Origin of the sequence: Synechococcus sp. H55.2 (assembly GCF_047462495.1) — a bacterium.
In the GTDB taxonomy this organism is placed as follows: Bacteria; Cyanobacteriota; Cyanobacteriia; order Thermostichales; family Thermostichaceae; genus Thermostichus.
On sequence record NZ_JANSJH010000031.1, the window covers coordinates 9,732 to 23,135 of the forward strand.

13 protein-coding genes, 1 tRNA gene and 1 pseudogene are annotated in these 13,404 nt (G+C 61.1%); 9 read left to right on the top strand and 6 right to left on the bottom strand.

Going from position 1 to position 13,404, the window contains the following annotated elements:
* Positions 1-785, bottom strand: a 785-nt coding sequence (locus NW844_RS05665) for a metal ABC transporter permease (protein ID WP_414334215.1), incomplete at its 3' end; no start/stop codon positions are given.
* A 15-nt stretch (positions 786-800) separates the two neighbouring features.
* Entirely contained in the window at positions 801-1,556 is a 756-nt protein-coding gene (locus NW844_RS05670; RefSeq protein WP_414334217.1) for a metal ABC transporter ATP-binding protein, read from the bottom strand.
* A gap of 62 nt (positions 1,557-1,618) precedes the next feature.
* Between NW844_RS05670 and NW844_RS05675 the strand changes: the two genes are divergently transcribed.
* From NW844_RS05675 to NW844_RS05690, 4 genes are all read left to right on the top strand, one after another.
* A complete protein-coding gene (locus NW844_RS05675; RefSeq protein WP_414334219.1) occupies positions 1,619-2,548 on the top strand; it encodes a metal ABC transporter solute-binding protein, Zn/Mn family in 930 nt (309 codons plus the stop codon).
* Between the two features lie 72 nt (positions 2,549-2,620).
* Complete coding sequence (gene aspS, locus NW844_RS05680; protein ID WP_414334221.1) at positions 2,621-4,426, top strand: aspartate--tRNA ligase; 1,806 nt, start codon at positions 2,621-2,623, stop codon at positions 4,424-4,426.
* A 60-nt stretch (positions 4,427-4,486) separates the two neighbouring features.
* Positions 4,487-5,263, top strand: a complete 777-nt coding sequence (gene fabI / locus NW844_RS05685; RefSeq protein WP_414334223.1) for an enoyl-ACP reductase FabI — start codon at positions 4,487-4,489, stop codon at positions 5,261-5,263.
* Positions 5,264-5,284: 21 nt separating this feature from the next.
* Positions 5,285-6,400, top strand: coding sequence for an AI-2E family transporter (locus NW844_RS05690; RefSeq protein ID WP_414334225.1), 1,116 nt, complete (start codon positions 5,285-5,287; stop codon positions 6,398-6,400).
* A gap of 150 nt (positions 6,401-6,550) precedes the next feature.
* On the opposite strand, the gene NW844_RS05695 is transcribed toward NW844_RS05690, so the two are convergent.
* Both NW844_RS05695 and NW844_RS05700 read right to left on the bottom strand, forming a co-directional pair.
* Complete coding sequence (locus NW844_RS05695) at positions 6,551-7,408, bottom strand: sulfatase-like hydrolase/transferase (protein WP_414334226.1); 858 nt, start codon at positions 7,406-7,408, stop codon at positions 6,551-6,553.
* Between the two features lie 26 nt (positions 7,409-7,434).
* Positions 7,435-7,827: a LapA family protein gene (locus NW844_RS05700; protein WP_414334228.1), complete on the bottom strand. Its 393-nt coding sequence runs from the start codon at positions 7,825-7,827 to the stop codon at positions 7,435-7,437.
* Between NW844_RS05700 and NW844_RS05705 the strand changes: the two genes are divergently transcribed.
* A complete protein-coding gene (locus NW844_RS05705; protein WP_414334230.1) occupies positions 7,816-8,064 on the top strand; it encodes a hypothetical protein in 249 nt (82 codons plus the stop codon). The genes NW844_RS05700 and NW844_RS05705 overlap by 12 nt on opposite strands.
* Positions 8,065-8,069: 5 nt before the next feature.
* Here NW844_RS05705 and NW844_RS05710 read toward each other — a convergent pair.
* Positions 8,070-8,141: transfer RNA gene (locus NW844_RS05710), tRNA-Val, on the bottom strand.
* A 294-nt stretch (positions 8,142-8,435) separates the two neighbouring features.
* On the opposite strand from NW844_RS05710, the gene NW844_RS05715 reads away from it, so the two are divergent.
* A complete protein-coding gene (locus tag NW844_RS05715) occupies positions 8,436-9,197 on the top strand; it encodes a segregation/condensation protein A (RefSeq protein WP_414334232.1) in 762 nt (253 codons plus the stop codon).
* Between the two features lie 186 nt (positions 9,198-9,383).
* Here the strand turns inward: NW844_RS05715 and NW844_RS05720 are convergent.
* Positions 9,384-9,677: pseudogene (locus NW844_RS05720) on the bottom strand (DUF6679 family protein); the annotation flags it as partial.
* Between the two features lie 413 nt (positions 9,678-10,090).
* Here NW844_RS05720 and NW844_RS05725 point away from each other — a divergent pair.
* From NW844_RS05725 to NW844_RS05735, 3 genes are all read left to right on the top strand, one after another.
* A complete protein-coding gene (locus NW844_RS05725; RefSeq protein WP_414334234.1) occupies positions 10,091-10,981 on the top strand; it encodes a prephenate/arogenate dehydrogenase in 891 nt (296 codons plus the stop codon).
* Between the two features lie 68 nt (positions 10,982-11,049).
* Entirely contained in the window at positions 11,050-11,799 is a 750-nt protein-coding gene (locus tag NW844_RS05730; protein WP_414334236.1) for a cytochrome c biogenesis protein CcdA, read from the top strand.
* An 80-nt stretch (positions 11,800-11,879) separates the two neighbouring features.
* A complete protein-coding gene (locus NW844_RS05735; protein ID WP_414334238.1) occupies positions 11,880-13,298 on the top strand; it encodes a cytochrome c biogenesis protein in 1,419 nt (472 codons plus the stop codon).
* The last annotated feature ends 106 nt before the right edge of the window (positions 13,299-13,404 follow it).

The window sequence follows — 13,404 nt, forward strand, 5'->3', positions numbered from 1 at the left end:
ACGGAGGCCACCAAGACAATGGCCGGGCCGGAGGCGACGTTGAGGTAGTAGCTAGCGTACATCCCCAGCAGGCTAGCGCTGACGCCAAAGAGGGATCCCAGCAGCATTACCTGGTGCAGGCGAGGCGCCAGCAGGTAAGCTGTTGCTGCTGGCGTGATGAGCATGGCCAGCACCAGCAGCACCCCCACCGCCTTCATGCTGGCCACCAGAGTGAGGGAGGTGAGCGCCATCAGCCCCCATCCCAACCCTGCAGTAGGCAGGCCGGCTGCCTTGGCCCCCAGGGGATCGAAACTGTAGAAGGTCAGCTCCTTAAAAAAGAGGGCCACCAATCCCAGCACCAGGACGGTGATGCCCACCACTGTCAACACATCAGCGGCGCTCACCCCCAGGAGGTTGCCGAAGAGGAAGTGGTTGAGATCGATGCGGGCCCGCCGTTGGATTAACGTGATTAAGAGGATCCCTAGGGCAAAAAAAGCAGAAAAGACGATCCCCATGGCCGCATCGGGCTTGAGGGGGGTGGCGGAGCGGATCCACTGGATGAGCAGGGCGCTCAGTAACCCCGCCACGAAGGCACCGACAAAGAGGTTGAGATCCAGCAGGTAGGCAATGGCCAGGCCCGGCAGCAGCGAATGGCTGAGGGCATCCCCCAGGAGGGCCAAGCTTTGCACCAGCAAATAGCTGCCCACCACCGCGCAGAGAACGCCGATGGCCACCGCCACCAGCAGAGCCCGCTGCATAAAGGCAAACCGCAAGGGATCCGCCAGGGTGTGCCAGAGCCCTTCCATACCACCCCTCACCCCCTAGGCAGCTGAGTCCAAGGGCAGGATGCGGCCATAGGCCCGCTGCAACACCTGCGGCTGCAGCACCTGCTGCGGGGATCCCTGGGCAATCAGGACGCGGTTGAGGAGAAGCACCTCATCAAAGTGGGCCAGCGCCTGCCCCAGGTCGTGGTGCACCACCATCACGATATGGCCGGCGTCGGCCAACTCCCGCAAAACCTGAAACACAATGGCCTCGCTGGGCTGGTCGATCCCGGCCAGCGGCTCGTCCAGGGCGTAGATCTCGGCTGCCTGCGCTAGAGCCCGCGCCAAAAACACCCGCTGCTGCTGTCCCCCTGATAGCCGACCGATGGGCCGATCCCGATAGGCCCCCATCCCCACCCGCTCCAGAGCTTGCGCTGCCCGCTCCCGACCTTGCGGACCGATGCGGCGCAACCAGCCGGCAGCTCTCACCTGTCCCATCAGCACCACATCCCACACCGTGGCCGGAAAGCTCCAGTCGATGGCCGACCGCTGCGGCACATAGGCCACCTGCTCCCCCCGCAGCGCCTGGCCGCCGTAGCGCACCTCGCCCCCCTCTTTTGGCACCAACCCCAGCAGCGCCTTGAGAAAGCTGCTTTTGCCAGCCCCGTTGGGGCCCAGGATGCCCGTGATGCACCCTGGCCGGATCTCGGCGCTGATCCGCTCCAACGCCAGCAACTTGCCATAGCGCACCGTCAGATCCCGCACCACCAGAGAGGCCGGACGAAGAGGGAGAGCAATCGCTGGCTTTTTCATTTTCCTTTCATTTTCGCCAAGACCAGTGTACCCTAAGGGGAAACTCAAATAGTGAAACAATTATGAAAACCAAGATCTTTTCTTTGCGCCGCTTGGTGGTGGGGCTTGGCCTGCTGATGGGCGGTTGGACATCTCTGGCCAGCTTGGCTGTGGCACGTCCCCGCGTTGTGGCTACCACCACTCTGATTGCCGATTGGGTAGAGCAGGTGGGTCAAGATCGCATCCAGCTCAGCAGCCTGCTGCAGCCGGGACAGGATCCCCACGTCTATGAGCCGACACCGGCAGATGCCGCAGCTCTCGAGCAGGCGGATCTGGTGTTTTACAACGGCTACAACTTGGAGGCGGGGTTGATTCGTCTCGTCAACGCTGCTGCTCAACGGGCGCGGCGGGTTGCCCTGGCCGAGATCCTCGACCCCATCGTCACCGATGAGGACGGGATCCCGACGCCGGATCCCCATGTATGGGGCAATGTGGAAAACGTCATCCTCATGGTGGAGCTCATTGCCCAGGAGCTGGCGAAACAGGTGCCCGGCGAAGCGGCTTTTTTTCAGGCCAATGCTGCCGCCTATCGGGCGGAGCTGGAAGAGCTCCACGCCTGGATCGCGGAGCAGATTCAGACCATTCCCCCTGCCAACCGGGTTTTGGTGACCACCCACGCTGCCTTTGCCTACTACACCCAAGCCTACGGCCTGAAGATGGGGGGATCCCTCTTGGGGATCAGCACCGAGGAACAGCCCAGCGCCCAGACGGTGGCTCGGTTGGTGGAGGAGATCCGCGCCCTGGGGGTGCCGGCGGTTTTTGCCGAGACCACCCTTAACCCCGCTCTCATCCAGACGGTGGCCGCCGAAGCGGGAGTCCAGGTGGCCGAACAGGAACTGTACTCGGACTCCCTAGGGGAGCCAGGCAGCGGTGCCGAAACCTACATCGCTATGATGCGCCACAACACCTGCACGATTGTGGGGGCCTTGGGCGGATCCCCTGATTGTCCTTGAGGGGCAGAATCGAGGCAGGGGGGCTGAGTTTTGTATGATAGGGGCTCAGACCCTTGTTTTCTTACCGCGTCCATGCCTGCTGCTATCCGTCGCCCGCCCCGTTCCCTCTATTGTGGCCAAGTGCGCCCAGCTCACATCGGCCAGAGTGTCACCCTCTACGGCTGGATCGACCGCCGCCGCGACCACGGGGGGGTGATCTTTCTCGATCTGCGGGATCGCTCCGGCATTGTGCAACTGGTGGCGGATCCCCAGAAGACCCCCCTCTCCTACGAGCTGGCGGGGCAGGTGCGCAACGAATATGTGGTACGGGCAACGGGAACGGTTCAGCGGCGGCCTGAAGACTCCTTTAACCCCCGCCTGGCCACCGGCGAAGTGGAGGTCTACGCAGAAGAGCTGGAAATTCTCAGCCGCGTGGGCAAGCAGCTTCCCTTCAGTGTCTCGGGGGAAGAAGGGGAAGAGGTGCGGGAGGAGATCCGCCTGCGCTACCGCTACTTGGACTTGAGGCGGGAGCGCTTGTCCCGCAACCTGCAACTGCGCCACCAGGTGATCAAGGCCATTCGCCGTTTTCTGGAGGACGAAGAAGGCTTTATCGAGGTGGAGACCCCCATCCTCACCCGCTCCACCCCCGAAGGTGCCAGAGATTACTTGGTGCCCAGCCGCGTCAACCCCGGCGAGTGGTTTGCCCTGCCGCAGTCGCCCCAGCTTTTTAAGCAGTTGCTGATGGTGGCTGGCGTGGATCGCTACTACCAAATTGCCCGCTGTTTTCGGGATGAAGATCTGCGGGCGGATCGCCAGCCGGAGTTTACCCAGTTGGACATGGAGATGAGCTTCCTGGATCAGGAGGCAATCCTGGAGCTCAACGAGCGGCTCATCGGCCACATCTTCAAAACCGTCAGAGGGATCGACCTGCCCCGTCCCTTCCCGCGGCTGACCTACGCCGAGGCTATGGCCCGCTACGGCTCCGACAAACCCGACACCCGCTTTGGGCTGGAGTTGGTGGATGTTTCGGGGGTGTTTCAGGGATCCCGCTTTCAAGTCTTCGCCAAAGCCCTGCAGCAGGGGGGAGTGATCAAGGCTCTGCCGGTGCCCGGCGGCGACGAGAGGATCTCCAACACCCGCATCAAGCCCGGCGGCGATCTGTTCAAGCTGGTTACCCAGTACGGGGCGGGCGGCCTGGCCTTCATTCGGGTGCGCGCCGGCAGCCTCGATACCATTGGTGCCCTCAAGGAAAGCCTTAGCCCTGAGCAGGAGAAGCAGTTGCTGCAGATGACCAACGCCAAGCCAGGGGATCTGCTGCTGTTTGGGGCAGGGCCGGCTGCCGTGGTCAACGAGTCGCTGGGCCGCCTGCGGCTGCACCTGGGGCAGGAGCTGGGCTTGATCCCGGAGAACGCCTTGAATCTTCTCTGGATCACCGATTTCCCCATGTTTGAGTTCAACGCCGAGGAAAACCGCCTAGAAGCCCTGCACCACCCCTTTACCGCTCCCCACCCCGACGACTTGGCCGACCTAAAAACGGCGCGGGCCCAGGCCTACGACCTGGTCTGGAACGGCGTGGAAGTGGGCGGGGGATCCCTGCGCATCTACCAGCGGGAGATCCAGGAGCAGGTTTTCCAGGCCATCGGCCTCACCCCTGAGCAGGCGCGGGACAAGTTTGGCTTTTTGCTAGAAGCCTTTGAGTACGGCACGCCGCCCCACGGGGGCATCGCCTACGGCCTAGACCGGCTGGTGATGCTGCTGGCGGGGGAAGATTCCATCCGCGATGTCATCGCCTTTCCCAAAACCCAGCAGGCCAGGTGTTTGCTCACCGGCGCCCCTGCCGGCGTCGAGCCCAAGCAGCTCAAAGAACTGCACGTGGCTTCCACCTATCAGCCCAGCTAAGGGATCCCTTCTTCTGTGGGAGGATAGATAAACAATGCACCCCTACTCCTTGTTCTCCCTATGCTAGACCTGACCGGAAAAAAAGCCTTGGTAACCGGCATTGCCAACGAGCGTTCTATCGCCTGGGGCATTGCCCAGCAACTGCACAAAGCGGGGGCCAGCCTGGGGGTTACCTATCTACCCGACGAGCGGGATCGTTTCAAGACCAAAGTTCAGCAACTAACCGAGCCCCTACAGCCCGACTTTCTCCTTCCCTGCGATGTGCAAAGCGACCAGCAGATCAACGATCTGTTTCAAGGGGTGGCCCAAAAATGGGGTCAGGTCGATATCTTGGTTCACTGCCTGGCTTTCGTTAAAAAAGAAGAGCTGAGCGGCAACTTTAGCGATATTTCCCGAGAAGGGTTTGCCCTGGCCATGGATGTGAGCACCTACTCCCTGATTGCCCTCTGCCGGGCCGCCAAGCCCCTCTTGAGAGCCGGCAGCAGCATCCTCACCCTCACCTATCTGGGGGGAGTGCGGGTGGTGCCCAACTACAACATGGCCGCTGTCACCAAAGCGGGCCTGGAAACCTGTGTTCGCTACCTGGCGGCCGAGCTGGGCCCTGCCGGGATCCGGGTGAATGCTATCTCTGCCGGGCCCATTCGCACCCTGGCTTCTTCGGCGATTTCGGATTTTCATGCCATGCTGCACGCGGTGGAGGAGAAAGCTCCGCTGCGGCGCAATATCACCCAGCTCGAGGTGGGCAATGTGGCTGCTTTTTTGGCCAGCGACCTGGCCAGCGGCATTACCGGCCAGGTGATCTACGTGGATAGTGGATATAGCATCCTGGGTTTTTAGGCTCTTGGGGATCCCCCTGGCATGAATCGCTTCTCGCCCTTGCAGCGGCTGCTGCTCACCTGGATTTTGATCGTCATTAGCGGCTGGCTGGCCCTACAGGTGGGCCGGCTGTTTGGCCATCTGCTCACCACCATCCTGACGGCGGCGGTGCTGGCCTTTTTGCTCAACTATCCGGTACAGGTGCTGCGGCGCTATCGGGTCAGTCGGGGTTTGGCGGTCACCCTGGTTTTTGCCCTGTCGGTGGTGCTGCTGGCCTTGGTAGGGATCGCCATCGTGCCCATCCTGGCCAAGCAGGTGGTGCAGTTGGGGGCGCGGATCCCGGAGTGGGTGGATACCTTACAAAGCTGGCTGGATCAAATCAGCCTGTGGGCGGCAGAGCGCAACATCAACCTCGGCCAGACAGAGCTGGTGAACACCCTCCTCAACCGCCTGCAGGCCAGCGCCGAAAAAATTGCCGGCCAATCCCTGGACATCCTCCTGGGCACCTTTAACCAGGTGATCGATTTGGTGTTGGTACTGGTGTTGGCCCTCTACATGCTGCTCTACGGCGGCCAGTTTTGGCAGGGGTTGCTCAGCCTCTTTCCCAAGCCCTGGGGGCCGCGCATCGGCGAAGCCCTGGCTCTGAGTTTCCAGAACTTTCTCATCAGCCAGTTGGTGTTGGGGTTCATCATGGCCCTGATGCTGGTGCCAATTTTTGGTTTTTTGCGCGTGCCCTTCGGGCTTTTGTTTGGCCTGTTGATCGGCCTGCTGGAGGTGATCCCGCTGGTGGGAGGCTTTATCGGCATCGGCGCGGCAGCGGTGCTGCTGGCCTTTCAGGATATCTGGCTCAGCCTCAAGGTGGTGCTGGTCTCCCTAATTGTGCAGCAGGTTAAGGATCGGGTCATCGCCCCTCGCCTGATGGGGGAGCTGATTGGCCTCAACCCGGTGTGGATCTTGATCGCCCTGTTGGTGGGGGCGCAACTGGGGGGTATCCTGGGCGTGATCATCGCCATTCCCCTCTCTAGCGTGGTCAAAAGCCTCTACGAGATCGCCCGTTCTGCTGACTTGGCCGCCGAAGAGGGTGGCAAGCTGACCTCTCTTGGCGAAAGCCTTAGGGAAACTCGCCGGGATCCCGCCTTGCCCAAGCCAGAGACCTAGCAGGTCTAGCCCCTTTCTCGCAGACGACTCTTCCAGGCAGCAACCTAGCCCCGATCCCCATCTCCCCTCTCCCTCTGGGAGAGGGGCCGGGGGTGGTCGCGTGAGCGGCGCGGAGCGCTTGGGCCTCTGGGAGAGGGGCTGGGTGTTGTCCTAGCGAATTTTTCCCTCAATAAAAGGCACCTCTAGCACCTTTTCGTGGTGGATGGGGCCATGGCCGAAATAGCCCCCTTCCCCGAACAATTCGCCGTGGTCGGCGGTAACCGTGATGTAAGTGTTTTTGGGAACTAGGTCAAACAGTTGCTCAAAGACCCCGTCCAGGTAGCGCACCGCCTCGATCTGCCGTTGGCGCAGCTCCTCCAACTGGGCAGCGCTGAAAAAGGGGATCCCGGTCTCTTCCCCTTCATCCAGGCGCTTTAACACGCCATTGACCCCAGAGATGCGGGGCCACAGGCCGGGATCCTCATCCGGCAACGCGTAGGGATAGTGGGTTTCGCCCACATTTAACAAGTAAAAGCTGGGGCGATCCGGCTCAAAGCGCAACTGCTCCACCATGGCCGCCATATCGTTGTGCTGGGGCATGAGGCGGTAGGAATCGAAGTCGCGATTGAGCAGGGTGCTGGGGTTGAGCACCGGCAGGGAGACCATGGCGTGGGTGGTATAGCCCAGTTGGTGCTTCAGTAGCGTCGGCAAATAGAGGTGGGGCAGCAGATGCTTGAACTCAATCGGTTGGCGGGTGCCGAGGCGCTCGTTGTAGCGCAAGTAATCCTGCTTGTAGTGTTCGGAAGCAAAGACCTGGGTGGGGCTGGTGTGGGGCAGCAGGCCCATGAGCAGATTGTAATGGGCGGGAGCCGTCCAGGAAGCGTAGCTCCAGCGCTTTTCCAGGGATCCCAACTTGAGCAGATGCTTGGGGTTGGCAGCCAGCAGGCTGTCGAAGCGGCAACTGTCGAGAACGATCAGCAGATAGTTATTCTGTCCCTGGGGTTCCGGTCGAGGGTCGGACTCAGACAAGGGAGCCGCAGAAGATCGCCACCAGTTTAGGAGTCCCATTCCTCTTCCTCCTCGACAGGATAGGGCCGTCGGACGATCCGCCAGTTGGGGGCTGTGGCCGCGTCGCCTTCCTCCTCAGGTTCACCGGGTTCGCGAATGCGTTCCGGCGGGATATTGGAATAGGAATAGCGGCCTGCCTGGGGATCCGGCTCCTCCTCCGGCAGATCCTGAGGCAAATAGTGGTCAGGGGGGATGATCTGCGCTTCCAAGAAGCGCACTCGCTCGATGAGCTGGTTTAACTTGCGGATTGCCTGTCGCTGGAACACCCGGTCATGCAGCCGCCAAGCGCCCACATACAGAAACCCCAAGCCCACTCCTACCCCATAGGCAGTCAACAGCGTCAGCGACAAAGGAATCGCAGCGCCGGCTTGACCGGCCACAACGACCGCTGCTGTGGATCCCCAGTTTTGGACGAGGAAGACGAGCAGGATCAGTATCCACAAGCCCAGGAGTATGGAGCGGATGCTTCTGCTCGCGTCGGCGGAACGGAGTCCTTGCATGGCCTCAACCCTTTCATTACGCTATCCTGCTTCCTCTTCTCCACCGGTCCGGCAGCGGAGAGCTTGGCCGCGCCCCAATCCAGAGGGATGAACCCCCTGGCTTTTCAGAGCAACTGAAGAGATGGGCGGTACAAGATTCGAACTTGTGACCCCTTCCGTGTGAAGGAAGTGCGCTACCACTGTGCTAACCGCCCGTAGGTACTACTTTAGCAGCTATCCGACTAGAGCAGGATTCTATATTATGCGATGATCGCTTGACAACTCCCCGACCTGCTGGCTTGCTTCCGCATAGCGATAGGCAGGAGGATTCTGGGATGATCGAGTGCCCCGCCCCTTACCAAGGCCTGCGGCGGACGGGGCTTGTACCCCAGAGCCAAGGGTCAGCCGTTGAGCCGAAAAGCCGGACGGCCATAGAGATGCGGAGATGTCAGAGATAGCCGGGATCCGGCCTGAGGGCTACAGTAAGGAGCAGGGAGCTGTAGGGTGCTATGGCCTACTCACCGACCGAAGAGGCAATTGCCCTGCTCATCGATCTGGCAGAACGCGGCGAGATCGACCCCTGGGATGTCCAGGTTATCGAGGTTATCGACCGCTTTCTGAGCCGCATAGCCTCCACCAGCAGCAGCCATGACCTGTCTGAGTCGGGACAAGCCCTGCTCCATGCTGCCATGTTGGTCTATCTCAAGGCGATGGCTTTGGCAGAACCGGAAGTAGACGAGGGTGAGCCCAGTCCGGCGGATGTGGAAGCGGATCCCTTGCCAAGCTGGTCTTTGGCGGACTTGGATGGCGTGTTGCAACCCAGGGCGGTGCCGCGTCTTCAACGTAGCCGGCCTGTCACCCTCAAAGAACTCATCGTCCACCTGCAAGAGCTGGAAACCCTGCTGGAGCACCGGCCCGAAGCTGCCCCAAAGCCCCTATCCCAACGGGTTTCTCGCCAGCAAGCGCTGTCAGCCATCACCCAGCTAGCCCACCCGGAGAATCTTTTGGAAACCACCGCCGAGCTGGAGTCGCTGCTGGCTCAACTTTGGCAGCAGGGCCTGACCCAGGTCAGCTTTGCGGCTCTCCAGCAGCACTTTTGCCAAAACGGCAGCAGCGGTGCCATTCACCCCATCCAAGTCTTCTGGTCATTGCTGCTGATGGCTGCCCGCTCCCAGGTAGAGCTGTGCCAAGAGGAGTTCTACGGCCCATTGACCATCCGCCCCTGCCCAATGGGATCCCTCCTCCCCACAGCTCTACAAGCTGAACTCTAGAGAACCACTCTAGTCGTGGTTGCTCTCCCGCTGCCCCTCGACATCCTGCCGGGCACGATCCACCCGTTTGAGATCTTCCCCAGTTGAGCGCACCGGCAGCTCGGCAGGAGTCTCCCGATCCAGGTAGTAGTCCTCGACGAGGCGCTCGCCGCTGGGATGATCTTCCCCTTCCGCGGGCAACAGTGGCGAATGCAGCAATTCAGCAGGGGGACAATCTTCCGAGATGAGCAAATCCGACGTGCTAAGCATTCCCTTGGGAATGGTGGAAAGGCGCTGGGCAACAGCCCCAATGCTTTCCAGACGAATCATCTCCTCCCAAGAGCAGATCTCCTCCTCGTCTTCCGTTTCGTAGCGAACCAGGATGGTATCCCCTTCGATATCGAGGATCTTGGCTCGTTCCAGCCAGCGTCCCTGATCGCGCAGGTAGATCCACACATCCTTGCCTTCGCGGCTGAGTTGATAGATCCTACGATGAAGCACGGTCCCCTCCTGAAGTGAAAGATCCGGGTGAGTTGTGGGGGCTACCCAGCTCATCCCTCCATCTTAGCGGCTGCATACCGAGGCTGTATGCTTTTCCACAGGGCAGCCAGAGCCTTTGCTTCTGAGGTGTTGGTTCTTCAGGAGGAGGAAGGGCGCCACCAAAGCACCTGTTGACTTAGCGTGACTGGGGATCGCCAGCCTATCGAGATATGGTTATTTCAAATAGCAATGCAACGGTTTGTTACGTCGTTATTGCGACGCAACGCTGTCGCGAAGGTGCCGCCCTAACTCCCCTCTCCCTCCGGGAGAGGGGCTGGGGGTGAGGGATATCCCTCCGGGAGAGGGGCTGGGGGTGAGGGTGGGAGTGAGGAACACTTGGGGAGTGTCTTGATCTGGTTTGAAGTGGCCATACCATGCGCATTGCCATTGTCGGGTTGGGGTTGATCGGCGGATCCCTGGCCCTCAAGCTAACCGAAAAGGGATATCCCGTGTGGGGGATGAGCCGCACCCCGGCCACCTGCCAACAGGCTCTGCAACGGGGCGCTGTTCAAGGCTGTGGAACCGAGTTGGCCCAGTTGGCCCGCTTTGACCCTCAAGTGGTGCTGATCTGCACCCCTTTGGATCAGGTGTTGGCCACCCTAGCCGCCTTGGTGCCTTATCTATCGGCAGAGACCGTGGTGAGCGATGTCGGCTCGGTTAAGCAGCCCATTGTTGCTCCGGCAACCGAACTGTGGCCTTTGTTCGTGGGAGGGCACCCCATGGCCGGCAAAAGCCTACAAGGGATCCAAGCGGCAGAAGCCGGCTTGTTTCGGGGGCGGCCTTACGTGCTCACTCCCATCGCCAAGACCCAACCGCAAGCTCTTGCTGCCATGAAAAAACTGGTGGCTGCTGTTGATGCAGAAGCCGTTTGCACCGATCCCGCGCGACATGACCAAGCGGTGGCCTGGATCAGCCACTTGCCGGTGATGGTCAGCGCCGGTTTGATCGCAGCCGTCAGCCAAGAGGCGGATCCCGCCATTCTGCATTTGGCTCGCACCCTAGCCAGCAGCGGATTCCGCGATACCAGCCGTGTTGGCGGAGGGATCCCGCAATTGGGTTTGGAGATGGCCCGCCACAATCGGCAGGCGCTGCTGACTACCCTGTGCAGCTACCGAGCGCAGTTGGGACAGATAGAACGGTTGATCGAGGGTGAAAGGTGGGACGAATTGCTGCTGGTGCTGCAACGAACTCAGCAGGAATGGCAGCAGTTCCCGGTTAACCAGCCCCGCAGAGTTCCTCAAGACCTGGGCAATGAGGAAGGGTAGCGGGCGCAGCTCCGGTGGGGTTGGGGACGTTCGTGCTACTTTGGGCTTGTGTTGGACGGATTGAGCTTATGTCGAGTACGGCCCAGCTTTGGCTCTACCACCTGGAACAATGGGCAACCCAGCTTGTCCAGAGTCAACTGCAGCACCTCTCTCCCGTCAGCCTGCTGGCGGTGGGCCTGGCCGGCTTGCTCACCAGTCTTTCCCCCTGCACGCTATCGATGCTGCCGGTAACCATCGGCTATATCGGCGGCTACACCCCCAACCCTGATGAAGGGGCCGGAAAAGTGCGTCGGCACATCTGGGCCCAATCTTTGGGTTTTGCGGCTGGGGTGGCTTTTACCCTGACCCTGCTGGGTTTAGGGGCAGCTTTGCTGGGCCGCGTTTACGGACAGACGGGATCCTTTTGGCCTACTGTGGTGGGGGGAGTTGCTATTTTGATGGGGCTCAACCTGCTGGAGGTGATTCCCCTGCGCTTTCCCGCTTGGTTCAACCGGTTGGAGATCCCCGGCGAATGGCCCAGGTTAGGCCGGGCAGTGTTGCTGGGATCCACCTTTGGCCTGGTGGCCTCTCCCTGCAGCACGCCGGTTTTGGTGGCTTTGCTGGCTTGGGTTTCCACCACGGGGCAGCCCTGGGTGGGGGGCGGGTTGCTGCTGGCCTATGCGCTGGGGCTGGTCTTGCCGCTGCTGTTGGCAGGGGTGTTTGCCGGCTCGCTCAAGCAACTGCTGGCCCTGCGGCGCTGGTCGGGCTGGTTCACCTATGCCAGTGGCGTGGTGTTGGTGGGCTTTGGTACCGTGACGATCCTCTCCGCTTGGGCCTGAGGGATCCCTGCCGCTACAGGCTAAGATGGGGCTGCCCTCCAGTTGGGAGCGGCATCCAAGTCTTGAGCTAACAACTTCCCATGGTTATCCACCCTCTTCCGCTGTTGCGGCGGTATTGTCGCCATGAGCTGCTGCCGCTGCTGGCGGATCTGCGCCTAGCCATCGGCCTTCTCTTGGCGATTGCCCTTTTGAGCGCCCTGGGCACGGTGATCGAGCAAGAGGAAACGGTGGCCTTCTACCAGGCTCACTATCCTGAGCATCCGGCCCTGTTTGGCTTTCTCACCTGGCGGCTGATCCTCAAGCTGGGGTTGGATCACGTCTATCGCACCCCTTGGTTTCTGGCCCTGTTGATCCTCTTTGGCAGCAGCCTGGCCGCCTGTTCTTTCACGCGCCAGTGGCCGATGCTCAAGGTGGCCCGTCGCTGGAGCTACCTCACCCGTCCTTCCTCCTTCCAGCGGCTGCCCTTTTGGGCCTATCTGCCCCAACGCTCCCTAGAGGGGTTGCCGCAGCGGTTGCGCCAACGGGGTTATGCGGTGTTTGAGGAGGGATCCCGGCTCTACGCCCGCAAGGGGCTAATCGGACGGTTCGGCCCCATCTTGGTGCACGTCAGCCTGCTGCTGATCCTGTTGGGGGCCATCTGGGGCAGCATCGGGGGCTTTAAGGCCCAGGAGCTGATCCCCAGCGGTGGGGTTGCCGCCATTGAACATGTAACCGGGGCAGGGGATCTGGCTCATCTGCCCACCTGGCAAATTCGGGTTAACCGCTTCTGGATCGACTATGCCCCCGACGGACGGGTAAAGCAGTTTTACTCAGATCTCTCGATTCTGGATGGGGGACAGGAGGTCAAGCGCCAGACCATCTCTGTCAACCATCCCCTCTCCTACCGCGGCGTGACCCTCTACCAAGCCGACTGGGGCATCGACAGCATCCGCATCCGCCTCAACAACAGCCCCTCCTTCCAAATTCCAGTGGTGCCGGTGCCCACCCAGGCGGGCAGCAAGCTCTGGGGCGCTTTTGTGCCCACCCGACCGGATCTAAGCGAGGGCTTGACGCTGTTGTTGCCAGATTTGCAGGGGACGGCCCTGCTCTACGACACCCAGGGCCAGTGGGTAGGATCCCTGCGCCAGGGCATGAGCCTGGCCCTCGACGAAGTGGCTCCGCAGCGCTTTCCCAACCCCCTTACCCTGCACCTAGATGAGGTTATCGGCGCCACCGGCCTGCAAATGAAATCGGATCCAGGGATCCCTCTTGTCTATCTTGGCTTTGGGCTGCTGATGCTGGGGGTGGTGATGAGCTATTTCAGCTACAGCCAAGTTTGGGCTCTGGAGACGGAAGCAGGGCTTTACCTGGGGGGCAAAACCAACCGCGCCCTGGTGACCTTCGAGCGGGAGTTTGCCCACCTGGTGGAGCAGCAACTGCTCTCCTCTCCCCCTTCTCCGGCAAAAGAACTCAATCCCGCCGCTCGCGTCAGCGGGACGGAGTCCTTAGCCAACGGCTAGCCTACCCAAGTGGCGTCTGTTTGACCAACAACACTGCCCAGGGTTATCTAGCTCCCCTCTCCCTCAGGGAGAGGGGCTGGGGGTGAGGGAGTCCCTCAGGGAGAGG

Excerpts from the sequence above, each read along its gene's own strand:
- NW844_RS05670 (WP_414334217.1), bottom strand. The coding sequence starts at position 1,556 with ATGAAAAAGCCAGCGATTGCTCTCCCTCTTCGTCCGGCCTCTCTGGTG.
- NW844_RS05675 (WP_414334219.1), top strand. The coding sequence starts at position 1,619 with ATGAAAACCAAGATCTTTTCTTTGCGCCGCTTGGTGGTGGGGCTTGGC.
- aspS (WP_414334221.1), top strand. The coding sequence starts at position 2,621 with ATGCCTGCTGCTATCCGTCGCCCGCCCCGTTCCCTCTATTGTGGCCAA.
- fabI (WP_414334223.1), top strand. The coding sequence starts at position 4,487 with ATGCTAGACCTGACCGGAAAAAAAGCCTTGGTAACCGGCATTGCCAAC.
- NW844_RS05690 (WP_414334225.1), top strand. The coding sequence starts at position 5,285 with ATGAATCGCTTCTCGCCCTTGCAGCGGCTGCTGCTCACCTGGATTTTG.
- NW844_RS05715 (WP_414334232.1), top strand. The coding sequence starts at position 8,436 with ATGGCCTACTCACCGACCGAAGAGGCAATTGCCCTGCTCATCGATCTG.
- NW844_RS05725 (WP_414334234.1), top strand. The coding sequence starts at position 10,091 with ATGCGCATTGCCATTGTCGGGTTGGGGTTGATCGGCGGATCCCTGGCC.
- NW844_RS05730 (WP_414334236.1), top strand. The coding sequence starts at position 11,050 with ATGTCGAGTACGGCCCAGCTTTGGCTCTACCACCTGGAACAATGGGCA.
- NW844_RS05735 (WP_414334238.1), top strand. The coding sequence starts at position 11,880 with ATGGTTATCCACCCTCTTCCGCTGTTGCGGCGGTATTGTCGCCATGAG.